The organism is Pseudomonas sp. P9_35 (assembly GCF_034008205.1).
Taxonomy (GTDB): Bacteria; Pseudomonadota; Gammaproteobacteria; order Pseudomonadales; family Pseudomonadaceae; genus Aquipseudomonas; species Aquipseudomonas kilonensis.
Genome location: NZ_CP125373.1, coordinates 3,757,554 through 3,783,135 on the forward strand (window position 1 = coordinate 3,757,554; position 25,582 = coordinate 3,783,135).

The following is a 25,582-nucleotide window of genomic DNA, read 5'->3' on the forward strand; positions in this document are numbered from 1 at the left end:
CTCTCAGCCCTCCTTGTTTGGCGGCCAGCCATTGGTATTGATTTTCGAGCTCCACTTGAGGAACTCGGCGATGTCGTCGACCTCCTGCTCGCTCAGGTTGAACTGCGGCATGGCCCGACGACCCGGAACGTTCAGCGGCTGCATTTTCATCCAGGCCTGCAGGAACGGCTTGAAGGCTTCATCGCCACCGCGACGGTTGACCACGTTGCCCAGCTCCGGCGCAAAGTACGCGCCCTCGCCCAGCAGGGTATGGCAGCCGATGCAGTTGTTGCGCTCCCAGACGCCCTTGCCGCGTATCACCGATTCCGTCAATTGCGCCTGGTTGCTGCGTTCTGGAAAGGTCTGTTCCGTGTGGTAGGTCAGGGCCAGGAATATCAGGAAAAAGAAGATGCTTCCCCCGAAATAAATATTCCTGGCCATGCCTTTGGTGAAAGTATCTGACATGGTCACTTCCTCATTGCTTGGCGTGTTCATTCTAGGAAGCGAGGGGTCGGAAACCGCTTGATGGCGATCAAGAATCTCCGATGGTTTTGGTGGGTTGTTGCAACACTGCCAGAAAGGCAGGTGAGCTTTTGTGGCGAGGGAGCTTGCTCCCGCTGGCCTGTAGGAGCTGTCGAGCGCAGCGAGGCTGCGATTTTTTGATCTTTCGCTCCAGACCCCGTTTGCAGGGGAAAGATCGCAGCCTCGTTGCACTCGACAGCTCCTACAGCGCAGCCCAGCGGGAGCAAGCTCCCTCGCCACAGGGGGGGGAATGTCGGGCGTCAGAGCGTGAACGAGATCGCAATCGCCAGCAGCGCCGCCCAGCTCAACACCAACCGCCGCCACAATCGCGGCGCGTGGCGCAGTTCCATGAAGCCGTCGGCGATCAGCCAGGCCTTGGTCACCGCGACCACCAGGATGGCGATGGACACCAGCTCGGTAGTCGCGATCCGGCCCAGGGCAACGGTGCCGGTGCTCAACACGGCCAGCGTCATCCAGCAAGCAATCAAGACACGGGAAGTCGACATGAGCACCTCCGCTCAATCAAGGATGTAGACAACCGGGAACAGCAGCACCCAGACCAGATCGACCATGTGCCAATACAGCACGCCGGATTCCAGCCCACTGTTGCGCTGCGCCCCATAGCGACGTCGCCGACACCCTTCGGCCAGCCAGGCGAGGATCACCATGCCCAGCAACACATGGAGAAAATGAAACGCGGTGAGGATCCAGTACAAGGTGAAGAACGTGTTGTGCTCCATCCCCAGGCCGTTCGCCAACAGATGGGCGTACTCCGTGAGCTTGATCCCCACATAGCCGCAAGCAAGCAACAACGCCACACACAACAACAGTGCGGCTCGACGCGGCCGGTCCTGCCTGACTTGCTCCTGGGCCAGGGCCGCGAACAGGCCAGCGGTCAGCAGGCTGAGGGTCATCGCCAGGCCCGTGGAGCGGTCCAGCAATTGCCGGCCTTCGCTGAAAGTCTGCGGGTACAACGCCTGGGCGACGGTGAACGTCAGGATCAACAACGCGAACACCGACAACTCGGCGAGGATGAAAAACCACATCGCCAGGTCCCCGGGCAAGCGTCGGGGCACGGCAACGGTTTCAGCCAAAGTGGACATCGACCACATCCATCAGCGCGGCGACGGTCTGCGGGTCGTCACTCAATGGCTCGGCCAGGCACGCCAGGCAGGCTTGGCGCGGGTCCATGCCGGAGCCGATCATGCGCGCGGCGAAAATCAGCAAGCGCGTCGAGGCGACTTCCTCCAGGTCATGCTGATCGAGCCGGCGCAGCGCCTGCCCCAATCGCACCACCTGGGCCGCCAGGGCCAGATCGACCCCGGCCTCGCGGGCGACGATGCGCTCTTCATCGGCCACCGCCGGATAGCCAAAGCGCATCGCCACGAAACGCTGGCGAGTGCTGGGCTTCATGCCCTTGAGCAGGTTCTGGTAACCGGGGTTGTACGACACCACCAGCATGAAGGACGGCGGCGCCTGCAGTACTTCACCGGTGCGTTCCAGGTACAACTGCCGACGATCATCGGCCAGTGGGTGCAACACCACGGCCGTGTCCTGGCGCGCTTCGACCACCTCATCCAGATAACAGATGCCGCCCTCGCGCACCGCCCGGGTCAAGGGCCCGTCCTGCCACCAGGTGCCCTGGGCGCCGATCAGGTGACGCCCCACCAGGTCGGCCGCGCTCAAGTCGTCGTGGCAGGCCACGGTGTACAGCGGCAGCTTCAGGCGGTGGGCCATGTGCTGGACGAAGCGGGTCTTGCCGCAGCCGGTCGGGCCTTTGATCAGCACCGGCATGCCGTGATGCCAGGCCTGTTCGAACATCGCCTGCTCGTTGTCCTGGGGTTGATAAAAGGGTTCGTCGGGGTGCTGCAAAGTGTGGATAGCGTTCATGGCAAGGCCTGATCAGACAACACGATTGCAGGCAACGCTACGGTGCCCTGCGACAACCTGGCAAGGGCTGCGGCCGGCAAACTTGATCGCCGTCAAGCGGCTAACCACCGGCCTGGGCATAGCCTTGCACCGCACCAAGAACCTGCGCGCCGAACGTCAATTACAGCGCAGCGCGGGTCACGCCTGAGGAGAAATGGAATGCTGATCAGCCACAAAAAATCGTGGGCCCTGCGGGTCACGGCGCTGTGTACAGCGCTGGCCGCACCCCACGCCTTCGCCGACCAAACCGCTGCGCCGGAGCAACCCCGCGTAGTCAAGACCGAAGGCGCGCCCGACCTGAGCCAGGCCGACTTCGACACGGCCAAGGAAATCTACTTCCAACGCTGCGCCGGTTGCCACGGCGTGCTTCGCAAAGGCGCCACCGGCAAGCCGCTGACACCCGACATCACCCAATCGCGCGGCCAGGCCTACCTGGAGGCGCTGATCACCTACGGCTCGGCCGCTGGCATGCCGAACTGGGGCACGTCCAATGCCCTGACCAAAGACCAGATCACGGTGATGGCCAAGTTCATCCAGCACACCCCACCGACCCCACCGGAATGGGGCATGGCCGAAACCCGCAAAACCTGGAAGGTCCTGGTCAAGCCCGAGGACCGGCCAACCAAACAACTCAACAGCCTCAACCTGCAGAACCTGTTCTCGGTGACCCTGCGCGACGACGGCAAGATTGCCCTGATCGACGGCGACAGCAAGAAGATCGTCAAGCTGATCGACACCGGTTATGCGGTGCACATCTCGCGCATCTCGGCGTCGGGCCGCTACCTGCTGGTGATCGGCCGGGATGCCAAGATCGACATGATAGACCTGTGGCCGAAAGAGCCGACCAAGGTCGCGGAAATCAAGGTGGGCATCGAGGCCCGCTCGGTGGAAACCTCCAAGTTCAAGGGCTACGAGGACAAATACACCATTGCCGGCTCGTACTGGCCGCCGCAGTTCACCATCATGGACGGCGAGACCCTGGAGCCCAAGCAGATCGTCTCGACCCGCGGCATGACCGTTGACACCCAGCAGTACCATCCCGAGCCTCGGGTCGCGGCCATCATCGCCTCCCACGAATGGCCGGAGTTCATCGTCAACGTCAAGGAAACCGGCAAGGTGATGCTGGTCAATTACCAGGACATCAAGAACCTCACCATCACCAGCATCGACGCCGCGCCGTTCCTGCATGACGGCGGTTGGGACAGCAGCCATCGCTACTTCATGACGGCCGCCAACAACTCCAACAAGGTCGCGGTGATCGACTCCAAGGAACGCAAGCTCACCGCCCTGGTGGACGTTGGCAAGACCCCGCACCCGGGACGCGGCGCCAACTTCAACCACCCTCTCTACGGACCGGTCTGGGCCACCAGCCACTTGGGCGATGCCGGGGTTTCGCTGATCGGCACCGACCCGGTCAATCACCCGCAATACGCCTGGAAACAGGTTGGTTCGCTCCAGGGCCAGGGTGGCGGCTCGCTGTTCATCAAGACTCACCCCGCGTCCCGTCACCTGTATGTCGACACCACCCTCAGCCCTGACGCCAAGCTCAGCCAGTCGGTAGCGGTGTTCAACATCGACAAGCTCGACGCCGGCTACACCGTGCTGCCGATTGCCGAGTACGCCGGTATCAAGAAAGGCGCGCTGCGTGTGGTGCAACCGGAATACAACAAGGCCGGCGACGAGGTCTGGTTCTCGGTCTGGAGTGGCCAGGAAGACGAGTCGGCGCTGGTGGTGATCGACGACAAGACCCTCAAGGTCAAGAACGTGATCAAGGACAAACGCCTGATCACCCCGACCGGGAAATTCAACGTCTACAACACCCAACACGACATCTATTGAGCCCCATCAATAAGAGGAAAAACCATGAAGCCTATTCTGATTGCCTTGGCCTTGACTGCCGCCTACAGCCTGCCGGCGTTGGCCCAAGACGGCCCGACACTGTTCAAGAGCAAGCCCTGCGCGGCCTGCCACTCCATCGACACCAAGGTGGTTGGCCCGGCGCTCAAGGACGTCGCGGCAAAAAACGCCGGCGTCGCCGGGGCACAGGATTTACTCGCCAAGCACATCAAGGAAGGTACGCAAGGTAACTGGGGACCGATGCCGATGCCGGCCAACCCCGTGACGGAAGAGGAAGCCAAGATCCTGGCTGCGTGGGTCTTGACCCTTAAATAACGCTCAAGGAGCACATCCCTGTAGCGAGGAAATTCATGTGGCATGGGATTGATGTGGGAGCAAGGCTTGCCCGCGATGGGGGCGATGCGGTCTTTCAGAAATCAAGGCGGCTGTTTCGCGAGCAAGCTTTGCTCCCACATAAATCCCCTCACCACAGGGGCCGCGCCCAACTTTATTTCTTGATCAGGAGGACGTCATGGAACGACACAGCTCTGCAACCTTGATAACCACCCTCCTCTTTGTTTTCTCCTCCTGCGTGCTGGCCGCTCCCGACAGCCAGCGCCAGGCCCAACTGCAACACCTGTTGGACCAGGATTGTGGCGCCTGCCACGGCCTGTACATGACCGGCGGCCTCGGCCCACCCCTGACCCACGAAGCCCTGGCCGGAAAATCCCGCGACAGCCTCATCGCCACCGTCACCCTCGGACGGCCCGGCAGCGCCATGCCCGGTTGGGCACCGTTGCTTGCGCCCGACGACATTCGCTGGCTGGTGGACCGGCTCCTTCAAGGAAAACCCGCCTCATGATCCGTTCATTGCTCTCCTCCACCGCCATCGCCCTGCTGCTCTGCGGTTGCGCCCAGACATCGTTGCGCGGCACCGGCGATTTGGGCGTGGTGGTGGAGCGCGCCACCGGCAGCCTGCAAATCATTGAAAGCGACACCCGCACCGCCCTGGGCCGCGTCGAAGGCCTGGGCGACTTGTCCCACGCCTCGGTGGTGTTCTCCCGCGACCAACGCTACGCCTACGTGTTCGGGCGCGATGGTGGCCTGAGCAAAGTCGACCTGCTGCGCGCGCGCATCGAGCACCGGATCATCCAGGGCGGCAACAGCATCGGCGGTGCAATCAGCCAGGACGGCAAGCTGATCGCCGTCTCCAACTACGAACCTGGCGGCGTCAAGGTATTCGATGCCCAGACCCTGGAACAGGTCGCCGACATTCCCGCCACGTCGTTGCCCGGCGGACAAAAGCGCTCCCGGGTGGTCGGCTTGGTGGACGCGCCAGGGCAACGCTTCGTGTTCAGCCTGTTCGACACCGGCGAGATCTGGACCGCCGACTTCAGCCACGGCCTCAGCCCGCGCATCGAGCGTTTCACCGCCATCGGCCAGCAACCCTACGATGCTCTGATCACCCCGGACGGGCGTTATTACATGGCCGGGCTGTTCGGTGAAGACGGCATGGCCCAACTCGATCTCTGGCACCCGGAGCGCGGGGTGAAACGGGTACTGGGCCATTACGGGCGCGGCCAGGCGCGGCTCCCGGTGTACAAGATGCCGCATCTGGAAGGCTGGGCCCTGGCCGACCAGCAAGCCTTCGTACCTGCCGTCGGGCATCACCAGGTGTTGGTGATGAACGCCCAGGATTGGCAGCAGACCGACGCCATCGCCGTGGCCGGTCAACCGGTGTTCGTCACGGCGCGACCGGACGGCCGGCAGCTGTGGGTCAACTTCGCCTACCCGGACAACGACCGCGTCCAGGTCATCGACACCCAGACCCACGCCATCGTCGCCGACCTGAGGCCAGGCCCGGCGGTGCTGCACATGGAGTTCACCGCGCGGGGTGACCAGTTGTGGTTGTCCGCCCGGGACGGTGGCGAGGTACAGGTCTGGAACCCGTATCGGCTCGAGCGCCTGGGCAGCCTGCCGGCCCTCAGCCCGAGCGGCATTTTCTTCAGCAGTCGCGCACACAAGCCGGGGTACTGATCATGACCTCCAGCTCACTGGCCCGGCGCCTGATCGATCAATTCCAGCATGGCCTGCCGTTGTGCGCCGAGCCCTACCGGGCCATGGCCGAGACCTTGGGCTGCAGCGAAGCCCAGGTCATCGACTGCCTGCAACACCTGCAAGTGGCCGGGACCTTGTCACGGGTCGGCCCAGTGTTCGAACACACCCGGGCCGGGGCCAGCACCCTGGCCGCCCTGGCCGTGCCCGAAGAGCGCTTGCACCAGGTGGCGGCACGCGTCAGCCAATACCCGGAAGTCAATCACAACTATGCCCGCGAACATCGCTACAACCTGTGGTTCGTGCTGACCGGCCCCAACCGCGCCCACCTGGAAAACATCCTCCAGGAACTGGAGAACGACACCGGTCTCACGCCACTGGACCTGCCCATGCTGACCGCCTACCGCATCGACCTGGGCTTTGCCCTGGAGGCCACCCCATGAAAAACGCCCTGAGCGAACAACAGTCACTGGCACTGCGCCGTTTGCTGGAAACCGGCCTGCCCCTGACATCGCGTCCCTTCCAGGCCCTGGCCGAGCAGATCGAGGCCAGCGAGCAACAGGTGCTTGAACAGGTGCAGCATTGGCATGAACAGGGGCTGTTCCGCCGTGTCGGCCTGGTGGTCAACCATCGTGCCTTGGGCTTTGCCGCCAACGCCATGCTGGTGCTGGACGTGCCGGACGCCTTGGTCGATGAAGTCGGCCGACGCCTCGGGCAAACCCCGGGCATCAGCCTTTGCTACCAACGCCCCAGGCGCCTGCCCCAGTGGCAATACAACCTGTTCTGCATGATCCACGGTCGCCAGCGTGACCGTGTCGAGGCCCATGTCCAGGCGCTGCTGGAAGAACACCTGCTGGACGACCTGCCCCACCAGTTGCTGTTCAGCACGCACCTGTTCAAGCAATGCGGCGGACGTTTCGCCGCCCCGGCCGGAGCCCGTATCGATGGATGACCTCGACCGTCGCCTGATCAATCGCCTGCAACTGGGCCTGCCGCTGGTGCGTCACCCTTGGCAGGCCCTGGCCCAGGAACTGGACAGCAGCAGCACCGAATTGCTCGACCGCCTGCATGAGTTGCTCAACGACGGGGTACTCACCCGCTTCGGCCCGATGTTCGACATCGATCGCCTGGGCGGTGCGTTCACCCTGGCGGCGCTGGCAGTGCCCGAGCCGCGCTTCGAGACCATCGCCGAGCTGCTGGCGGACATGCCCGAGGTCGCCCACAACTACCGCCGCGAGCACACCTGGAACATGTGGTTCGTGCTCGCCTGCCCCAGCGAACAGGCGATCAACGACACCCTGCTGCACATCGAACACCTGACCGGCCTGGTGCCGCTGAACCTGCCCAAAGAGGAGACCTACCATGTCGGCCTGTATTTCCCCGTCTGAGTCTTTGTGGCAAGCGCCGCCACGGCCGGATGAAACGCCCTTGGCGCTGCGCCTGGTGGAACTGACCCAGGCCGGCCTGCCCTTGCTCGAAGACCCCTGGGCCTGGCTGGCCGAACAACTGGAACTGAGCGTGGAATCCACCCTCGACCTGCTCAAGCGCCTGCAGGCCGAGGGTGCGATCCGCCGCATTGCCGCCGTGCCCAATCACTATCGCCTGGGCTATCGCCACAACGGCATGACGGTCTGGGACGTGGCCGATGCCGATATCTCGCGTCTTGGCGCCCTGCTGGGAGCGCAGCCCTTCGTCAGCCACTGCTACCGGCGCCCGCGCCGGCCCGGCTGGCGCTACAACCTGTTCGCCATGGTCCATGGCCGCAGCCGCGAAGAAATCGACAGCTACCGCGAACACCTGCGCTACCTGCTGGGGGACGCCTGCGCCGCCGATGACATGCTGGTGAGCAGCCGCATCCTGAAAAAAACCGGCCTGCGCCTGACACCTGTGGGAGCAAAGCTTGCTCGCGAAACTGGCGCGTCGGTTTTATGAAGGACCGCACCGGCTTCATCACGGGCAAGCCTTGCTCCCACCAAGCCTTGCTCCCACAACGAAGGATCGCCTTATGTTGAGGATCAGCCATTACCTGCGAGCCCTGGCCGGGCATTGCCCCGCCCCACGTGTCGCGCCACCGGGCAGCAGCCGCCCGCCGGTGGTGATCTGGAACCTGCTCAGGCGCTGCAACCTGACCTGCAAGCACTGCTATGCAACGTCAGCCGACAGCGTGTTTCGCGATGAACTGGACACCCCGGCGGCGCTCCAGGTCATCGACGACCTGCACGATGCCGGCGTGCGCGTATTGATCCTGTCCGGCGGCGAACCGCTGCTGCGCGAGGATCTGTTTCAACTCAGCACTTATGCCCGCGATAAAGGTTTTTTCCTCGCCTTGTCCACCAACGGCACGCTGATCGACGCTTCCAATATCGAACAGATTGCAGCGGCCAACTTCGATTACGTGGGCATCAGCATCGATGGCCTGGAAGCGACCCACGATGAATTCCGTCAGCTCAAGGGCAGTTTCGCCAGCTCCATGGCGGCCATCCGGCTCTGCCGTGAACAAGGCATCCGGGTCGGATTGCGCACCACCCTCACCCAGCAAAACCATGCCCAGTTGCCGCGCTTGCTGGACTTGATGAATGAGTACGACGTACAGAAATTCTACCTGTCGCACCTCAACTACAGCGGCCGGGGCAAGCGCAGTCGCAAGCTCGATGCCCATCAGCAGATGAGCCGCGAGGCCATGACCCTGATCTTCGAGCGGGCCTGGCACGACATCGAACAAGGCCGCGACAGTGACTTCGTCAGCGGCAACAACGACGCTGACGCAATCCTGTTGCTGCAATGGGTATCCCGGCGCCTGCCTCAACACTACGCCGCACTGGAGCAGATGCTGCGGGCCTGGGGCGGCAACGCCTCGGGTAGCGGCATCGCCAACATCGACAATACCGGCGAGGTTCACCCCGACACGTACTGGTGGCAGCACTCGGTGGGCAATGTCCGCCAGACGCCATTCAAGACACTCTGGCTCGAGCGCCCCGATGCCCTGCTGCTGAAGCTGCGCGAACACCCACGGGCCGTGGGCGGTCGCTGCGGGCAATGCCGCTGGCTGGCGATCTGCAACGGCAATACCCGCACCCGGGCCTGGGCCGACGGCGACCTGTGGGGCCAGGACCCCGGCTGCCATCTCAGCGACGAAGAAATCGGCTTGCACGCGATCCCCAGCGTTGCGATGCCCTGCGCCTGATCTACCGACGGCGATCCTGATACCGAACCAAGGAAGTCCCATGCCTGCCTCCATCGTTTTGCCCGCTGCCCTGCAAGCATCCTTCAGACCGGGTGAAGTCGCCCTGGTCGGCGCCGGCCCCGGTGACCCGGGCCTGCTGACATTGCGCGCCTGGAGCCTGTTGATGCAGGCCGACGCGGTGGTCTACGACCGCTTGATCAGCGCGCAATTGCTCAGCCTGATCCCGCTGACCTGCGCCCGGCACTACGTCGGCAAGGCCGCCGGTTGCCACAGCCTGCCCCAGCCACAGATCAACGAACTGCTGGCCGAACTGGCCGACCAGGGACAGCGGGTGGTGCGACTCAAGGGCGGCGATCCGTTCATCTTCGGTCGCGGCGCCGAGGAGCTGGAGTATCTGCTGGCCCGCGGTATCGATTGCCAAATCGTGCCCGGCATCACCGCCGCGGCCGGTTGCAGCACCTATGCCGGCATTCCCCTGACCCATCGCGACCTGGTCAACTCCTGTCGCTTCATCACCGGTCATTTGCAACGCGAAGGCGACTTGAACCTGCCCTGGCAAAGCCTGGCGGATGACAGCCAGACCCTGGTGTTCTACATGGGCTTGTCGAACCTCGGCACCATCGCCGCACAACTGATCGCGGCGGGCCTGGCGGCTGATACGCCGGCGGCGCTGATCAGCAACGGCACGCGCCCCGACCAGCAGGTCCTGCGCGGCACCCTCCAGCAATTGCCGCAGATGGCGCTGGCCTGCGCCGAAGGCCTGCCGACCTTGACGGTGATCGGCAAAGTGGTCGGTTTGTTTGCCCATCAAGTATTGGAGCATCCGGCCCGCCTGCACCCGGCCCTACCGCTCCAGCCAAGTATCGCGAGGGTCGCCTCATGAGAATCGGCTGGCTTGCCCCATTGCTGTGGATCGGTGCTGTCCACGGCGCCACGGTGCCGGAACCGGACCTGGCGTTGGCCGAACAGAACTACCAGCAACACTGCCAGCAATGCCACGGGGTGAATCGCATCGGCGCCGCCGGGCCGGCGCTGTTGCCCCAGAGCCTGAGTCGGATCAAGCCCGACGAAATCCGCCAGGTGATCGAAAATGGCCGCCCGGCCAGCCAGATGGCGGCGTTCGGTGCGGTGCTGGCGCCTGCGCAGATCGATGGTTTGACCCACTATCTCCAGCGTCCGCCCGCGGTCGAACCGACCTGGAGCGAGGACGACACGCGCCGCAGCCATCGCCTGCTGGCGGATGTCGCCAGCCTGCCGGATAAACCCCAGCACCACGCCGACCCGCTGAACCTGTTCGTGGTGGTGGAAGCTGGCGATCATCACATCGATATCGTCGACGGCGATCGCTTCGAGGTCCTGGCGCGCTTCGCCTCACATTTCGCGGTACATGGCGGACCGAAGTTTTCGCCGGACGGACGCTTCGTCTATTTCGCCTCCCGGGACGGCTGGATCAGCCTGTATGACCTGCACAACCTCACGCTCATCGCCGAGGTGCGGGCCGGGCTCAATACCCGCAACCTGGCGGTGAGCAAGGACGGGCGCTGGGTGCTGGTGGGCAATACCCTGCCCGGCAACCTGGTGGTGCTGGATGCCCGCGACCTGTCATTGGTCAAGACTATTGCAACGGTGGGGCTGGACGGCCAGGCGTCGCGGGTCAGTGCGGTCTATACCGCGCCACCGCGCAACAGCTTCATCGTCGCCTTGAAAGATGTGAAAGAGGTCTGGGAACTGTCCACCGGCCCGAACCCGGACTTCGTGCCCCGGCGGATCGAGGCCGAGGATTATCTCGATGACTTTTCCTTCTCGCCTGATTACCGGCAATTGCTCGCCACCTCGCGCAAGGCCCAGGGCGGCCAGGTGATCGACCTCGACACGGGGCGGATCGTCACCGACATCGCGCTGCCAGGCATGCCGCACCTGGGCTCGGGGACCTATTGGAAACGCGATGGGCACTGGGTGTTCGCCACACCCAACATCAGCAAGGGGCTGATTTCGGTGATCGACTTCGACACCTGGAAAGTCATCAAGCAGATCCCTACCCTGGGGCCGGGTTTCTTCCTGCGCAGCCACGTCAATTCCCGCTACGCCTGGACCGATGTGTTCTTCGGCCCGGACAACGATGCCATCCACCTGATCGACAAACAGACCCTGGAAATCGCCCACACCCTGCGGCCCATGCCCGGCAAAACCGCCGCCCACGTCGAGTTCACGCGCGACGGCCGCTACCTGCTGCTGAGCATCTGGGACACCGATGGCGCGCTGATCGTCTACGACAGCAACACCCTCAAGGAAATCAAGCGCCTGCCCATGAACAAGCCTTCGGGCAAGTACAACGTCGGCAACAAGATCGAGTTCGCCGAGGGGACGTCACACTGAAAAAAAGGGGGCTGATGCGCAGCCCCAATAGCAATCAGCCCTCAGGGCCGCTTCGCACCCCAGCGGGAGCAAGCTCCCTCGCCACAAAAGCGATCGGACATCCTGTGGGAGCGAGCTTGCTCGCGATAGCGGTGAGTCAGTCAACATCCATGCCGACTGACTTGACCCCATCGCGAGCAAGCTCGCTCCCACAGGGTATGTGCGCAGCCAAGCCAGCTCATCGACCATGGGGTTGTCTATCCGTGGCGAGGGAGCTTGCTCCCGCTGGGCTGCGCAGCAGCCCCAAAAACCGACCTGACACACCTCAGTTGGAAGGAGTCACCCTTACCAGGTGAGTACCGCACCCACCGCAAAGGTATCGGTGTCTTCGTTCTGGGCGCTGGTGTCGTGGCCGTTGATTTCGAACTGGTTGTACTCGGCCACGAGCTTGAGGTTGTCGTTGATGTCATGGAACAGCGCGATGCCACGGGTTTCGTAATCGGCGCCACTGCCCACCACGCCGTTGCCGTCGTCATCGGTCTTGCCGTAGGACAACGCCAGGCGGTTCTTGCCCAGCTTGTAGGAGCCCTGCAACAGGTAGCCCTTGCTGTCGACATTGCGCAGGGTGGCTTCACCGGCGTTGTTGGTGAAGAACGGGTTGATGCCCTTGGCCTGGAACCCCGAGCCGGTCAGCGACAACCCGCCCATCTTCGCCTGCACGCCATACCCCAGGCCCTTGGAAGTGACCGATTCGACAGTGGAGTCGGTGTTGTCCGAGGTCTGGTAGCTGCCGTTAAGCCAGCTGTAGATCTTCGCACCGCCCAGGTCGAACTGGTAGGTGATCTCGCTCTCGGTGCGCGGGTTTTCCTGGTAGGCCTTGCCGGTGGCGCTGTTGTCGTTGGTGTCCACCGGGTCCATGATCCCCACCGCCACGCGCAAGCCCTCCATCACCGGCGTGCGGTAGGTGATCTGCGAGGTCGGGAACGGGTACGGATAACCGCTGCCGATGTTGCCGAACGAGACGCCACCGCCGTCCACCAAACCCAGGCTGTCACTGACCTGACCGTAACCGGCGAGTAACTCGTCCAGCAGGATGTTGGAGCGGGCAAACAGGCCGAAGTCCTTGCCGATCAGCACCTCGCCCCACTCCGGGTTCGCCACGGTGCCGTAGAACTGGCGCACGTCGATGGCGGTGTCGGTGCCATTGGTTTCACTGTCGTTGATGGTCACCCAGAACGAGGCCCGGGCACCGAGCTTGAGGTCATCGACCTGCTTGCCCATGTTGAAGCCCAGGTAGTTGGGCAAAAAGCCCATCTTGACCCGCGCCTGTCGACGGTCGTACTGCTCACCCGCGCGGTCGACGTCGCTGTTGACGTAAAAGGCGTTGATGTAGCCGTCGGTGGAAAAGGTGGTCTGGTCCTTGTCGTACAGCATGATTTCGGCGTTGGCCCAAGGCATCAGGCCCAGGCTCGAAACACCTGCGATGACCGCAGGCAAAAAACGTTGGCGGGTATTTTTATTGTTGTGCATGGCGCGCTCCGCAACAGGGGACGGGATGTCGGAGGCGATTATCGAAAGGCGCCCGGGCGCGTCATACGCTGCCTTGGAGGCAATTGGCGGATGCTTTGGCAGCGCCGACCCGGCGCGGCAGTTTGGGTGTAAGACGGCGAGGCTGGCGGGTGCGGTACTTTGGGTGTGGGCCGCAGGGCGGCCTGGGAGGATCAACCCATTGGGCAGTCATAGGGAGTTGGCTGGTTTGGGGCTGCTGCGCAGCCCAGCGGGAGCAAGCTCCCTCGCCACAGGGGTCGCACCCACACTCAAAATTGAAGTCAAATCCAGCTTTTGTGGCGAGGGAGCTTGCTCCCGCTGGCCTGCGCAGCAGGCCCCTCGCCTTCGGCTCAGAACCGCGGTTTGACGGTCTTCCAGTCCGGCCGGTAGCGCTGCATCTGCCGCACATCGTCGCGCTGGCGGATGCCGCAGCTGAGGAACTGCTCATGCAGCTTGCCCAGTTGATCCCGGTCCAGTTCCAAGCCCAGGCCCGGCGCGCGGGTGATCTTCACGCAGCCGTCGACAATTGGCAGCTTGCCGCCCTTGATCACTTCTTCATCCGGTTCCTGCCAGGGGTAATGGGTGTCGCAGGCGTAGTCCAGGTTCGGCACCGCTGCCGCCACGTGGGCCATGGCCATGAGGCTGATGCCCAGGTGCGAGTTCGAATGCATCGACACGCCCAGGCCAAAGGTGCTGCACATTTTCGCCAAGGCCTGGGTGTCGCGCAGGCCGCCCCAGTAATGGTGGTCGGCCAACACGATCTGCACGCTGTCCAGCGCCACGCTGCGGCGAAACTCATCGAAATCGGTGACCACCATATTGGTCGCCAGCGGCAACCCCGTACGCTTGTGCAGCTCGGCCATGCCCGCAAGTCCCGGCGTCGGGTCTTCGTAATACTGCAGGTCATCCCCCAGCAGTTCGGCCATGCGAATCGAGGTTTCCAGGGACCAGTTGCCATTGGGGTCGATGCGCAACGGGTAACCGGGAAACGCCCGTTTCAGCGCCTTGATGCAGGCGACTTCATGCTCCGGATCGAGGGCTCCGGCCTTGAGCTTGATGCTCTTGAAGCCATAGTCCTGGATCATCCGCCGGGCCTGGGCAACGATCTGTCGTTCGTCGAGCGCCTCGCCCCAACTGTCGGGCGGGTACGGCGAATCGATGTGCTGGGCGTACTTGAAAAACAGGTACGCGCTGAACGGAATCTCGTCGCGAATCGCGCCGCCCAGCAGGTCCACCAGCGGCACGTTCAGGTAATGGGCCTGCAAATCCAGGCAAGCCACTTCGAACGCCGAATAGGCATTGCTCACCGCCTTGCTCGCGTGGGAACCCGGTGCCAGTTCGGCACCGGCAACGCTGACCGGTTTCTGCGCGGCGACGGTCGCCTGGACGATGGCCCGCAACTGGTTGAGGTTGAACGGATCCAGGCCGATCAACTGGCTCTGCAACTGCTGCTGGATCGCCAAGGCCGGCGCATCGCCGTAGCTCTCGCCGAGGCCGATGTAACCGTTGTCGCTCTCGATCTCGATGATCGAGCGCAACGCGAACGGCTCATGGATGCCGCTGGCGTTGAGCAAAGGTGGATCGCGAAAAGCGATGGGGGTGACGGTGACGCGTTTGATCTTCATACAGCGGCTCCCGATGGGCCAGGTTTCAAGGCTTGAGGTGTTTGCGACTGATCGGCTTCAACAACGGTTTCGGGCCGACCGGAGCGTGAATTCGGGGTATCGCGCTTCGGTGCGGTGCGGGCAAAAAAGATCACCACGGCGGCGACAAGCGAAGTGGCGGCCAACCCATACAGCCCACCCTCGATGGAACCGGTGGTCTGCTCCAGGAAACCGAAGGCCGTCGGCGCGACAAAACCGCCGAGGTTACCGATGGAGTTGATCAAGGCGATCACCGCCGCCGCGATGTGGGCATCCAGGTAGCCTTGGGGAATCGGCCAGAACAACGCCGAGGCAGCCTTGAAACCAATGGCCGCGAAACAGATCGCCACGAAGGCAAAGATCGGCCCGCCCGTGGTGGACATGAACATGCCGAACGCAGCGACCACCAGCGTCACTGCGACCCAGGCCTGCTGGAATTTCCATTTGCCGGCCAGGGCGGCAAAGCCGTACATCGCGATGATGGAAATGATCCATGGAATGGAGTTGAGCAAACCGACCTGGAAGTCCCCCAGGTTGCCCATTTTCTTGATCATGCTCGGTAGCCAGAACGTGGCACCGTAGATGGTCAGGGCAATGGAAAAGTAGATGAAACAGAACAGCGCGATCTGCCGGTCGGCCAGCAATTTGAACATCGACGGTTTGATCACCTGGGCCGCTTCCCGGGCCCGTTGCTCTTCGGCGATGGCGGCGATCAATACGGCTTTCTCTTCAGCGCTCAGCCATTTCGCCTGGCTCGGATGCGACTGCAGCCAGAACCAGACAAACCCGCACAGCACGATGGAGGCGAAACCTTCGATCAGGAACATCCACTGCCAGCCATGCAGGCCCATCCCGCTGACGTTCAACAAGGCGCCGGACACCGGGCCGGAAATCACCGAGGCGATGGCCGAGCCGCTGAGGAAAATCGCCATCGCCTTGCCGCGCTCGTTGGCGGGTAGCCATTGGGTGAAGTAGTAGATGATGCCGGGAAAGAACCCCGCCTCCGCCGCGCCGAGGATGAAGCGCAGCACATAGAAACTGGTCTCGCCGCGCACAAAAGCCATGGCCATGGCCGCCGCGCCCCAGGTGAACATGATGCGCGTCAGCCAGGCCCGCGCGCCGTAGCGTTGCAAGAGCATGTTGGACGGCACTTCAAACAGCGCGTAGCCGACGAAGAACAGCCCGGCACCGAGCCCGTAGGCGGCGGCGCCGATGCCCAGGTCGGTTTCCAGGTGGCTGCGTACGAAGCCGATGTTTACCCGATCGATGTAGTTGACGATGAACATCACCACCACCAACGGCAAGACATGACGTTTGACCTTGGCCGCCGCGAGCGCCAGGGTGCTGTCATGGGTGGAGTCCGTTACGTTATTCAAGGGGTGCCTCCCGATCATTATTTTTGTGGGGAACGGGACGATGATGGACGCGGTGGATTGTTCCCGTCTAATCTAACTTGGCACTTGATTGATACCTGGATTGAATCAATGTTTGAACTGGCCCAGCTGCGCTGCTTCACCACCGTGGCGACCGAACTCAACTTTCGTCGTGCCGCCGAACGCCTGAACATGACCCAGCCACCGCTGAGCCGGCAGATCCAATTGCTGGAGCACCACCTGGGCGTCGAACTGTTCACCCGCAGCACCCGCAGCGTGGCGCTCACGGCCGCCGGCCGGGCGTTTTTCATCGAAGCGCAGAACCTGCTGGAACAGGCGCAACAAGCCGCCATCGCCGCCCGGCGCTTTGCCCAAGGTGACATCGGTTCGGTGACCATCAGCTTCGTCGGCAGCGCGGTGTACGAGTTCCTGCCCAAGGTGATTGCCGAGGCCCGGCTGAAACAGCCCCAGGTCAAAATCGTCCTGGCAGAGATGAACACCTACCAGCAGCACGAAGCGCTGCGCGCTCGGCGCATCGACCTGGGCATCGTTCGCTCGCCCCTGCTGGAGACCGGCTACGCCACCGAATGCCTGGTGCGCGAACCCTTCGTGCTGGCGGTGCCCGCCGGGCATCCGCTGGCCAGCGCCGAGACCGTGAGCGTGCAGGATCTGGACGCCCAACCGTTCCTCATGTACTCCCACGCCGCCTACCCGCCCTTCAACGAACTGCTCACCGGCATGCTGCGCTCGGCCCGGGTCGCGCCGCAATTCGTACAATGGCTGGGGTCGTCGCTGACGATCCTGGCGCTGGTCAACGCCGGCATGGGCCTGGCGCTGGTACCGCGTTGCGCCAGCAGCGTGGTGTTCAAGCAGGTGGTGTTTCGCGAGATCGACCTGGGTGAAGGGGTGCAAAGCGAATTGCACCTGGTGTGGCGCGAGGACAACGACAACCCGGCGTTCACCATGTTGCTGGAAGGGATTCGGGGGGCGGTTCGGGAAGGGTTGTGAAGGCGGAGCAGCAAGACCCATGCGGTTGGCAGTGCCTGACGGAACCCAACGTTCCACCGAGCTTCGTGGACCTAGGTTGTGAGGGCGCTCGCTGCGCCCCCCACAACACTACCTGGCGACTACCCAGGCTTGTAGTTATCCAGTACTCGATTGACCGCTAGCTCACCCAACATGATGACCCGTTGCAGCACCAGCATCGTTTGGCGTCTTGGGCCGTCCGTCAAATCGGTGAGGTCGCTGACCATCACGCTGGCGGATGCCAAGGATTCGCACGCCTCAACGAGTAACGTTTCGTCATCCACCGCTGCGTCGATGGTGAAGATCGTGCTGGGCTTGCGGGGCTGTATCTGCGTTTTCGTTGCCCCGGGGTTCAAGTAGTGCTTGAGCGCGCGGTCTGCCGCCTCTTTCAACTTTTCAGGGTCGAGAGAGTCGCCGTAGAGTACCGAGTCGATATCCGGGGGGTTGGGAGTAACCTTGAACATATAACTAATTCCCTCAGTTGGGGCCGCAACCGTTCTCGACTAAAAGAAGGGTGGCGGCTGTGCGCAGGTTAGTCGACCGGTGGAATTAGCAAGCCCGGCGCGCCCAAGGGCGCCCTGCGCACAACCACCATCAAGTGCAGGAATAGAATGACCTGACTGAATGGTACTTATGCACTTTACTAAAACCGTCCGGGCGACTAAACCCGACCACTGATGGGCAGTGGCAGGTAAACGATAGAGACCCGGGGCAAAGCGCACAAGCCAGCGGATTCTGACGCATGCGTAAGTAAGGACGCAAGGTCTCGTAGCCTTTGGGGCGTTATGTGGAATGTATTTAAACGTGTCGCGTTGGATATGTTTAGGGAAATTAAACATGGCGACTTTTCTTCGTTATTTCTTGGGGCTGTGTTGGTGTAAATACAGTGTCTTATGGGACGCTTTGGCCTCATCGATATTAAACGAGGCCATGCCGTAGATAATACGTTGGCGGATGCCTTGGGGAATATTCCTACAGTTGACCGGCTATAAATTGTTGCGGTATCAAATGGTAAAAAAATGCCAGTCAGCTTATCTGACTGGCATTGCCCTTTTTTTGGCTCAACTTTTGGTGCCCGGTACCTACTGGGTTAGCCGGTATCTTATTTGGACAAGAAGTAATCGGTGGTGCGCAGTTGAAGGCTATAGACCCAGATCCCGAAGACCAAAGCGTATTCCTTAAACATCGGCAGCGTGAGCAGATGGACAATAGAATCGCTCCCCATCCGGCTAACTGAGATCGTTACGCCTAACGCCAAGGCAAGAACGAAGCAAAGCGAGCTGCCCTTTTTCCTCGCGAAAAGCATCAATCCGCCTACGAACATCAGCAGCGCTACCGTGCAGATATTGAGAAACACCAAGATAGAAATGTCACCAAAACGGGCCTGTTCGAAACCTTCCTCTACTACCCAAATTCCAGCTTGGATCAAGACGATGAAGCAGTAAAAGACGGTCATGAAGACGGGGGCGGGACGAGTGTTGTACCAAGGTTGGGGCATAGTTGCTTCCATAGTGATGAGGCTCCTGGGGATTGCAGCCACGGGTTATAGGGCGATGGCTATGAATATACCTTGCCCGCGGCTCAGACCTGCAAGTGAAGCGCATCCGCCATGGCTTCAATCTCCTGTCGCATCCACAATTTCTGCAACCAATCGGAGGGAATAGCCTGCACGCCATAAAATGCCCCCGCCACCTGACCGACAATGGCAGCGGTGGTGTCAGCGTCGTCGCCCAGGTTCGTCGCGGCCAGCACCGCATCAGTGAAACTGTCCGTCTGATGAAAGCACCACAGCGCTGCTTCCAAGGAAGCCACCGAATAACCAGTGCCTGACACATCACTACGACCTTTTCCCTGATAGGCTCCTTGGGCGAGCGCTATCACTTTGGCCTCGGTCAGTTGCTCGGACGCCACACGCAACACATCCGCCTTTGAAGCGCCGGTCAATGCGTTGGCAATGACATCAGCCAACACCTGACAACACTCCACCGCCTCTGTTGCCCCATGGGTTGTGCGTGAACTCAGAGCCGCAAAGTCGCGAATGCGTTCGCGATCCGGATAAAAGAACAGCACGACCGGTGCCAAGCGCATCAGCGAGCCATTGCCAGCCGTATCAGCAGCGGTATCCCCCGCGAATGGGTCGCCATGGGACTGATAGCGTTCCAGTGCACCGCGAACGGTCATACCAATGTCAAAGCAATCACCCGTGGAACTCAGATAACCCCAATGCCACCAATTGAGGTAGCGGCCCATCTGGTCTGCCGCATCAAAACCACGCTTTTGCAACAGGCTCTCAGCCAGACACAAAGCCATCGATGTGTCATCGGTCCATTGGCCAGGCTTGAGACTGAAGGGGCCGCCACCGACCATGTCGGTCACAGGGGTAAAGGAATTCCGTGGCAGGAATTCAACAGTAGTGCCAACGGCGTCACCACACGCCAAGCCCAGTAAGCATCCGCGATAGCGGTCTGAAAGTGTCGGGGACATCCTGATTCCTTCTGTTCCGAATTCGTCCGCGCAGGAGCGGCGCACAACCAGCGAGATGATAGCGGCTGGGCATACCCAAGGAACCTGATCGCAATCTTTTTTATCAAAAACGCAACGTACATTCACTCGGCAGTTTCCCCATCCCGAAACAAGTTGTACGATGACAGACGAGCAAGCATCGCTCGCGTTCCTGATACCTACAACAACAAGGAAATCCCCATGAAAAAAGCGACATTGGTCATCAGCTTCTTGTGCCTGTTCAGCGGCTACGCGGCGGCCGCCGCTACATCGCCCGAGCAGGAGGTGGCCCAGGCGGTCGATCATTTGACCCAAGCCATGCTGCACAAAGACATCCCACAACTTCAGGCACTGGCCGCCGAGAACCTGACCTACGGGCACTCCAGCGGCAACATCCAGGACAAGAAGGCCTTCATCGCCGACATCGAAACGGGCAAGAGCGCGTTCAAGACCCTGGAAATGCAGAACCAGAAAATCACCTTGTCGGGTGATGTGGCGCTGGTGCGCAACCACTTCTCGGCCCAGGCGCTCAAGGGCACTGAGGTGGTGCCGACGGAAATCGAGAACTTCCAGATCTGGCAGAAACAGAAGAATGGCAAATGGCTGCTGATCGGTCGTCAGGCGTTTCGGTTCTGATAGCGGGTTGACCGGGTCCACGAGATATCTGTTTTTGATCGTTCCCACGCTCTGCGTGGGAATGCATCCCGTGACACTCTGCGTCACCTTCCAGAAGCGGAACGCGGAGCGTCCCTGGCGACATTCCCACGCAGGAGCGTGGGAACGATCGAAAAAGGGCCGCTACGCAGCCCAGCGGGAGCAAGCTCCCTCGCCACGGATTGCGCCCCTCACCCGTCGTTTTTCCCCTCAAATAACGGCCCACTGCTCCCGGTACTGCAGCAGGAAATCCACAAAAGCGCGCACCCGCTGCGGTACGTACCGGCCGTGGGGATACAGCAAGGTAAACGGCCGTGAGCGCCCCGCGAACGGCGCAAGCACCTCCACCAATTGCCCGTTGGCCAGCTCCTGTTCCACGATGAATTTGTAAGTCTGGAACAAGCCCGCGCCATGCTTGGCCAGTGTCACGCCGCCGAGCACATCGTCTGAACAACAGTAACCCCCTTCGCCGAACAACTCCTTTTCCTTGCCCTCGACATTGAACAACCAGGAAATCCGTCGTCCGCTGCTGGGCAGTTCGAACTGGATGCACTCGTGGTCGTCCAGGTCTTCAAGGACCTGCGGCGTGCCGGCCTTGCGCAGATAGTCCGGAGACGCGACTACCACCAGGTTTGCGTCTTCCAGCAGCCGGGCGATCATCGACGAGTCGGGTTGGGCCCGCACCCGGATGGCGAGGTCATAACCTTCGGCAACGAAATCGATGTTTCGATTGCTCAGGTGCAAGTCCACGCTGACTTGCGGGTACAGCGCCCGGAAGGCCGGCAGCAAGGGCAGGATGCGGTGATGACCGTAGGTGGTGGGCAGGCTGATGCGCAGTTGCCCGGACGGCACCGATTGCGCGCCCATCATTTCCTGTTGCGCCTCGACCAGTTGCGTCAACGCCTGCCGACATTGCTCGAAATAGGTCTTGCCGGCTTCGGTCAGGCGGATGCTGCGGGTAGTGCGCACGAAAAGCCGTGAGCCCAGGCGCTCTTCCAGGCGAAAGATCGAGCGGCTCACCGCCGCCGGGGTAACCCCTGCCAACTGCGCCGCTGCGGTGAAACTGCCCGCCTCCGCCGCCAGGCAGAACAGTTCTATGCTGCCCAACTGCAGGTCTTCGAAATGACGCTTCATGATTCATTACACCGCGTATCAACTGAAGTTTCCAAAGGCCTGTTTATCAGTCTGCAGCGTATAAATACAGTGGCCCCCTCAACGGCGCGGGAATCTTCCTGCGCATTTTCTCAGCAGCAGGAGTGCAACATGCCTTTCGTCAATGTGCGAATTACCCGAGACGGCGTCACCCGTGAACAGAAAGCCCAGGTGATTTCCGAAATCACCGAAACCCTCCAGCGCGTACTGGGCAAGGACCCGCATTTGACCCACATCGTGATCGAGGAAGTCGACACGGATAACTGGGGGTATGCGGGGATGACGACGACGCAGTATCGAAGTCTTCCGAAAGAATAGCGCTCTGCCCTTCCGAGCCCGGTCCAATTGACCGGGCTTTTTTCTGCCTGCCAACCGGACAGCCTGACAATCCTGTGGGAGCGAGCAAGCTCGCTCCCACAGGGGATTACTGGCGAACGTGGGTTTTGCGATCAGCACGGAATATTGTGGGAGCGAGCTTGCTCGCGATTGCAGTGTGTCAGTCACCATCAATACCGACTGACCTGACGCCATCGCGAGCAAGCTCGCTCCCACAGGGGGCCACAGGGGGTTATGTGTGGTTCCGGCCATTGATTACATGACGTATCAACTCAAGTACCAGCAGCCTTATTTATCAAACCCTGGCGCATCAATACCCTGAGCTCAACCACCGCCAACACAGGCGCACCGGTTCAACTCAATGTGATCAGGAGTCAATCATGAGTCTCAAAAAAACCGTCATCATCACCGGCGCTTCCAGCGGTATCGGCCTGGGTCTGGTCAAGGCGTTCCTGGGTCGGGGTTATAACGTGGTGGGCAATGCCCGCTCCCCGTCCGGCCTGGAGGCTGCTGCCGCCGACCTCGGCCACCCGGCCGGTTTCATCGGCGTGGCCGGCGACATCGCTGACCCGGCCACTTCAACCGCCCTCATCACTCAAGCCGTCGAGGCGTTTGACGCCGTTGACGGGCTGGTGAACAACGCCGGTTTCTTCCTGCCAAAACCCTTCGTCGAATACAGCCCACAAGACCTGGACGCGCTGCTGGACACCAACCTCAAGGGTCTGGTCTACGCCAGCCAGGCCGCTGCCGCGCATATGATCGGGCGCCAGCAAGGCTTCATCATCAACATTTCAGCCGCGGTGGCCCTGCAACCGAACATCCAGGTGCCGGCGGCGCTGCCGGTGTTGATCAAGGGCGGTGTCAACCAGATGACCCGCGCCCTGGCCCTGGAACTGTCGCCCCACAACATCAAGGTCAACGCGGTTGCACCCGGCATCATCGACACGCCGATGCACGACCCGGTTCACCGCGAATTCCTCGACAACCTGGCCCCCGCCGGTCGCGTGGGCACCGTCGAGGAAATTGCCGAGGCCGTGTTGTACCTGGCGGGCGCCGATTTCACGACGGGCGCGATACTGCCGGTGGACGGCGGGATGAGCACAGGCAAGTGGTAATAAAAGAAAAACCCCGAAGGCAGAACCTTCGGGGTTTTCATGAAGCGCGGAACTCAGAGCGTGTAGGAGATGCCGGCCTGCACGGTTCGCGGGGCGCCTGGGTAGGCATAGACGCCACCGAATGCACCTTCTTCGTAGTCGGCGTCGAACAGGTTCTTCAGGTCCAGGTTGAGGCGAATCCGCTCGTTGACCTTGTAGTAACCGAGCAGGTCCACGACGGTGTAGCTGTCCATGGTAAAGGTGCTGGCCGCGGTATTGCCGGCCCGCTCATCGACGTATTTGGCGCCTAAGCCCAGGCCGAGCCCCTTGAGGCCACCGTCCTGGAACTCGTAGACGTTCAACAGGCTGAAGGAGTTCTTGGGCACGTTGAGCAAGCGGGTGCCGGACGGGATATTGATGTCCTTGGTCACTTCGGCATCCACATACGCGTAGCCACCGATCACGCGCCATTCTGGCGTCAAATTGCCCGCCACGTTCAAGTCAAAGCCACGGCTGCGCACTTGCCCGGCAGCCACGTTGAAGGTGGAATCCAGCGGATCGGGCGTGAGGACGTTGCGCTTTTCAATCTGGTAGATCGCTGCGTCGACGCTCAACTGGCGATCCAGCGCTTCCCACTTGACGCCCATCTCGTAGGACTTGCCCTCTTCCGGCTTGAACCCCCCACCACCTTCGCGACTGGCACCGGTGTTGGGTTTGAACGAGCGTGCGGTATTGGCGTAGACCGCCACGGTGTCGGTCAGGTCGTAGATCACACCCAGGCGCGGAGTGACGGCGCTGTCGGTGACGTCCCAGTTCCGACTACCGGGCGGGTTCTGCGGGACGAAGCTCTCGTACTGATGCTCGAACCGCTCAAACCGCGCCCCTGCCAACACCTTCAGGCGCTCAGTCAACGCCACCTGATCCTGGACAAACACACCAAACGTCTTGAGGTTTTCCTGGTCATCGGTGGGCGTGCGGGTCAGTGCCGGGCGTGGCTGGCCATGCACCGGGTCGAAGATATCGATCGGGTAGGCACCGGCGGCGCCGGAGGAACGCTGAATGATTGACTGGTAGTCGTAGTCTTCATACTCGATCCCCGTCAACAACGTGTGCTCGAACCCTCCGGTGGAAAAATGCCCGGTGAGGTTGAGCTGGGTGTCGCGGTCGGTCCACTCCAGCTTGCGGTAGTTGAAGTTGCGACTCAGGGTACGCCCATCGGCGCCGATGCTGTTGCCCTCCACGGCATTGCCCTGCAAGGTGCCGTCGAGCCATTGGGTACCACCGGCCAGGGTCCAGTCGTCGTTGAGCATGTGCTCGAAACGCACCTGCAGCATGTTGTTGTCGTTGTGCAGCTTGCCGGCGTCTTTTTCGCCGAAGAACGTATCGCGCGACGCGGTGCCGCGCTGGCCGGCGTAATGGGTCAAGCCACGGTCCAGCGGCGCATTGTTGCGCATGAAATCGCCTTCGAAGGTCAGGCGCGTGGTGTCGTTGACCTGCCAGCTCACCACTGGCGCGATGCCGTAGCGCTCGGTCTCGACGTGGTCGCGGAACGTATCGCCGCCCTCGCCGATCACGTTCAGGCGATAAGCCAGGCGCCCTTCCTCGTCCAATGGACCGGACGCGTCCAACGTACCGCGACGCATCCCCTGGTCGCTGACCTGGCTGCCCAGGGTCACTGTGCGCTCGGCCAACGGCTGCTTGGACACCACGTTGAAGGTACCGCCCGGGTCGCCACGGCCATAAAGCATGGTGGCCGGGCCGCGCAGGACCTCCAGCCGCTCGATGGTGTTGGCGTCCGGCATGTTCGGGTAGCCACGGTTGATCGGGAAACCGTTGCGGTAGAACTCCCCGGTGGTGAAGCCGCGGACGGTGAAGGTGGTCAGGCCCTGACCGCCGAAGTTGTTGCCCCGGCCTACGCCGCCAGCGTAGTCGAGGGCGTCTTGCAGGCGCGTGGCGCCGAGGTCTTCGACCACGTCGCGAGACACCACGGAAATCGATTGCGGGGTTTCATGGATCGCCGTGTCGGTACGGGTGGCGCTGGCCGAACGGGTGGCGTGATAGCCCTTCACCGGGCCTTGTGCTGATTCATAGTCGGCGTTACCGACGATATCCGTGGCTTGCAACTCAAGGGAGGCCGGCTTGGCAGGGATTGGCTCTTCGGCCCAGGTGGGAATGGAATAAGCCTGGAGCACACACAGTGAAACGAGAATCCGACGCATCGATGCACAATCCTAATGGAAACAAGCCACCCACATCGGGAGGCTGACAAAAATGTGTCGCGAAAGATACAGTAACTCATTGTCGTTTGATATCTATTCCCATTAACACTGGCGTTTTTTGTGACCGGTCAGTCCGTCATCGCGAGCAAGCTCGCTCCCACAGGGGGCCCGGGGC

At 61.8% G+C, this 25,582-nt stretch carries 27 protein-coding genes; 15 read left to right on the forward strand and 12 right to left on the reverse strand.

What is annotated here, in order from left to right; genetic code table 11:
- Positions 1 to 3 precede the first annotated feature (3 nt).
- The 4 genes from QMK47_RS16325 to QMK47_RS16340 form a co-directional block, all read right to left on the reverse strand.
- The gene (locus tag QMK47_RS16325; protein WP_003202495.1) at positions 4 to 444 is read right to left on the reverse strand and encodes a c-type cytochrome; all 441 of its coding nucleotides are present in this window, start codon (positions 442 to 444) and stop codon (positions 4 to 6) included.
- Between the two features lie 317 nt (positions 445 to 761).
- Positions 762 to 1,007: a cytochrome C oxidase subunit IV family protein gene (locus QMK47_RS16330; RefSeq protein WP_320388737.1), complete on the reverse strand. Its 246-nt coding sequence runs from the start codon at positions 1,005 to 1,007 to the stop codon at positions 762 to 764.
- 12 nt (positions 1,008 to 1,019) lie between these two features.
- Complete coding sequence (locus tag QMK47_RS16335; protein ID WP_253475399.1) at positions 1,020 to 1,604, reverse strand: cytochrome c oxidase subunit 3 family protein; 585 nt, start codon at positions 1,602 to 1,604, stop codon at positions 1,020 to 1,022.
- The gene (locus QMK47_RS16340; RefSeq protein WP_371856181.1) at positions 1,588 to 2,322 is read right to left on the reverse strand and encodes a CbbQ/NirQ/NorQ/GpvN family protein; all 735 of its coding nucleotides are present in this window, start codon (positions 2,320 to 2,322) and stop codon (positions 1,588 to 1,590) included. Before QMK47_RS16340 ends, QMK47_RS16335 begins: the two co-directional genes overlap by 17 nt.
- A 267-nt stretch (positions 2,323 to 2,589) precedes the next feature.
- Here QMK47_RS16340 and QMK47_RS16345 point away from each other — a divergent pair, with 267 nt between their 5' ends.
- The 11 genes from QMK47_RS16345 (at position 2,590) to QMK47_RS16395 (ending at position 11,881) form a co-directional block, all read left to right on the forward strand.
- On the forward strand, positions 2,590 to 4,269 hold the full coding sequence (locus QMK47_RS16345; RefSeq protein ID WP_253475406.1) for a cytochrome D1 domain-containing protein: 1,680 nt from the start codon (positions 2,590 to 2,592) through the stop codon (positions 4,267 to 4,269).
- A gap of 24 nt (positions 4,270 to 4,293) precedes the next feature.
- A complete protein-coding gene (locus QMK47_RS16350) occupies positions 4,294 to 4,602 on the forward strand; it encodes a c-type cytochrome (protein WP_063320835.1) in 309 nt (102 codons plus the stop codon).
- Between the two features lie 196 nt (positions 4,603 to 4,798).
- Positions 4,799 to 5,128, forward strand: coding sequence for a c-type cytochrome (locus QMK47_RS16355; protein ID WP_024616180.1), 330 nt, complete (start codon positions 4,799 to 4,801; stop codon positions 5,126 to 5,128).
- Positions 5,125 to 6,303 (forward strand): cytochrome D1 domain-containing protein, encoded by a 1,179-nt coding sequence (locus QMK47_RS16360; protein WP_320388738.1) that lies wholly within the window; start codon positions 5,125 to 5,127, stop codon positions 6,301 to 6,303. The genes QMK47_RS16355 and QMK47_RS16360 overlap by 4 nt, the downstream gene beginning before the upstream one ends.
- 2 nt (positions 6,304 to 6,305) lie before the next feature.
- Complete coding sequence (locus QMK47_RS16365) at positions 6,306 to 6,764, forward strand: Lrp/AsnC family transcriptional regulator (protein ID WP_003202511.1); 459 nt, start codon at positions 6,306 to 6,308, stop codon at positions 6,762 to 6,764.
- Entirely contained in the window at positions 6,761 to 7,273 is a 513-nt protein-coding gene (locus QMK47_RS16370; protein WP_003202513.1) for an Lrp/AsnC family transcriptional regulator, read from the forward strand. Before QMK47_RS16365 ends, QMK47_RS16370 begins: the two co-directional genes overlap by 4 nt.
- Complete coding sequence (locus QMK47_RS16375) at positions 7,266 to 7,709, forward strand: Lrp/AsnC family transcriptional regulator (RefSeq protein WP_214510184.1); 444 nt, start codon at positions 7,266 to 7,268, stop codon at positions 7,707 to 7,709. The genes QMK47_RS16370 and QMK47_RS16375 overlap by 8 nt, the downstream gene beginning before the upstream one ends.
- Complete coding sequence (locus QMK47_RS16380; RefSeq protein ID WP_320388739.1) at positions 7,684 to 8,253, forward strand: Lrp/AsnC family transcriptional regulator; 570 nt, start codon at positions 7,684 to 7,686, stop codon at positions 8,251 to 8,253. Before QMK47_RS16375 ends, QMK47_RS16380 begins: the two co-directional genes overlap by 26 nt.
- A gap of 73 nt (positions 8,254 to 8,326) precedes the next feature.
- Positions 8,327 to 9,505, forward strand: a complete 1,179-nt coding sequence (gene nirJ / locus QMK47_RS16385) for a heme d1 biosynthesis radical SAM protein NirJ (RefSeq protein ID WP_320388741.1) — start codon at positions 8,327 to 8,329, stop codon at positions 9,503 to 9,505.
- A gap of 40 nt (positions 9,506 to 9,545) precedes the next feature.
- Entirely contained in the window at positions 9,546 to 10,388 is an 843-nt protein-coding gene (gene cobA / locus QMK47_RS16390; RefSeq protein WP_253475422.1) for a uroporphyrinogen-III C-methyltransferase, read from the forward strand.
- Positions 10,385 to 11,881, forward strand: a complete 1,497-nt coding sequence (locus QMK47_RS16395) for a cytochrome D1 domain-containing protein (protein ID WP_320388743.1) — start codon at positions 10,385 to 10,387, stop codon at positions 11,879 to 11,881. Before cobA ends, QMK47_RS16395 begins: the two co-directional genes overlap by 4 nt.
- A gap of 324 nt (positions 11,882 to 12,205) precedes the next feature.
- Here the strand turns inward: QMK47_RS16395 and QMK47_RS16400 are convergent, their stop codons facing one another.
- The 3 genes from QMK47_RS16400 to QMK47_RS16410 all read right to left on the reverse strand — a co-directional run bounded on the left by QMK47_RS16400 (position 12,206) and on the right by QMK47_RS16410 (position 16,427).
- Positions 12,206 to 13,390: a porin gene (locus QMK47_RS16400; protein ID WP_258688270.1), complete on the reverse strand. Its 1,185-nt coding sequence runs from the start codon at positions 13,388 to 13,390 to the stop codon at positions 12,206 to 12,208.
- A gap of 368 nt (positions 13,391 to 13,758) precedes the next feature.
- On the reverse strand, positions 13,759 to 15,033 hold the full coding sequence (locus QMK47_RS16405; RefSeq protein ID WP_320388744.1) for a glucarate dehydratase family protein: 1,275 nt from the start codon (positions 15,031 to 15,033) through the stop codon (positions 13,759 to 13,761).
- Complete coding sequence (locus tag QMK47_RS16410; protein WP_320388746.1) at positions 15,030 to 16,427, reverse strand: MFS transporter; 1,398 nt, start codon at positions 16,425 to 16,427, stop codon at positions 15,030 to 15,032. Before QMK47_RS16410 ends, QMK47_RS16405 begins: the two co-directional genes overlap by 4 nt.
- A gap of 108 nt (positions 16,428 to 16,535) precedes the next feature.
- Here QMK47_RS16410 and QMK47_RS16415 point away from each other — a divergent pair, with 108 nt between their 5' ends.
- Positions 16,536 to 17,432 carry a LysR substrate-binding domain-containing protein gene (locus tag QMK47_RS16415; protein WP_057452151.1) on the forward strand — a complete coding sequence of 299 codons (897 nt, stop codon included), beginning with the start codon at positions 16,536 to 16,538 and terminating at the stop codon, positions 17,430 to 17,432.
- Positions 17,433 to 17,551: 119 nt separating this feature from the next.
- Here the strand turns inward: QMK47_RS16415 and QMK47_RS16420 are convergent, their stop codons facing one another.
- From QMK47_RS16420 to QMK47_RS16430, 3 genes are all read right to left on the reverse strand, one after another.
- Positions 17,552 to 17,914 carry a DUF6124 family protein gene (locus tag QMK47_RS16420; protein WP_258688272.1) on the reverse strand — a complete coding sequence of 121 codons (363 nt, stop codon included), beginning with the start codon at positions 17,912 to 17,914 and terminating at the stop codon, positions 17,552 to 17,554.
- Between the two features lie 638 nt (positions 17,915 to 18,552).
- The gene (locus tag QMK47_RS16425; RefSeq protein WP_320390535.1) at positions 18,553 to 18,948 is read right to left on the reverse strand and encodes a hypothetical protein; all 396 of its coding nucleotides are present in this window, start codon (positions 18,946 to 18,948) and stop codon (positions 18,553 to 18,555) included.
- Positions 18,949 to 19,031: 83 nt separating this feature from the next.
- Positions 19,032 to 19,934: an ADP-ribosylglycohydrolase family protein gene (locus QMK47_RS16430; RefSeq protein ID WP_253475442.1), complete on the reverse strand. Its 903-nt coding sequence runs from the start codon at positions 19,932 to 19,934 to the stop codon at positions 19,032 to 19,034.
- Between the two features lie 219 nt (positions 19,935 to 20,153).
- On the opposite strand from QMK47_RS16430, the gene QMK47_RS16435 reads away from it, so the two are divergent.
- Positions 20,154 to 20,588: a nuclear transport factor 2 family protein gene (locus QMK47_RS16435; protein WP_053119603.1), complete on the forward strand. Its 435-nt coding sequence runs from the start codon at positions 20,154 to 20,156 to the stop codon at positions 20,586 to 20,588.
- 228 nt (positions 20,589 to 20,816) lie between these two features.
- On the opposite strand, the gene QMK47_RS16440 is transcribed toward QMK47_RS16435, so the two are convergent.
- The gene (locus QMK47_RS16440; RefSeq protein ID WP_320388748.1) at positions 20,817 to 21,740 is read right to left on the reverse strand and encodes a LysR family transcriptional regulator; all 924 of its coding nucleotides are present in this window, start codon (positions 21,738 to 21,740) and stop codon (positions 20,817 to 20,819) included.
- Positions 21,741 to 21,869: 129 nt separating this feature from the next.
- On the opposite strand from QMK47_RS16440, the gene QMK47_RS16445 reads away from it, so the two are divergent.
- Positions 21,870 to 22,076 carry a tautomerase family protein gene (locus QMK47_RS16445; RefSeq protein WP_003202537.1) on the forward strand — a complete coding sequence of 69 codons (207 nt, stop codon included), beginning with the start codon at positions 21,870 to 21,872 and terminating at the stop codon, positions 22,074 to 22,076.
- A 398-nt stretch (positions 22,077 to 22,474) separates the two neighbouring features.
- Positions 22,475 to 23,209, forward strand: a complete 735-nt coding sequence (locus QMK47_RS16450) for an SDR family NAD(P)-dependent oxidoreductase (RefSeq protein WP_320388750.1) — start codon at positions 22,475 to 22,477, stop codon at positions 23,207 to 23,209.
- A 53-nt stretch (positions 23,210 to 23,262) separates the two neighbouring features.
- Here QMK47_RS16450 and QMK47_RS16455 read toward each other — a convergent pair whose 3' ends face one another.
- Positions 23,263 to 25,407 (reverse strand): TonB-dependent siderophore receptor, encoded by a 2,145-nt coding sequence (locus QMK47_RS16455; protein ID WP_320388752.1) that lies wholly within the window; start codon positions 25,405 to 25,407, stop codon positions 23,263 to 23,265.
- Positions 25,408 to 25,582 lie beyond the last annotated feature (175 nt).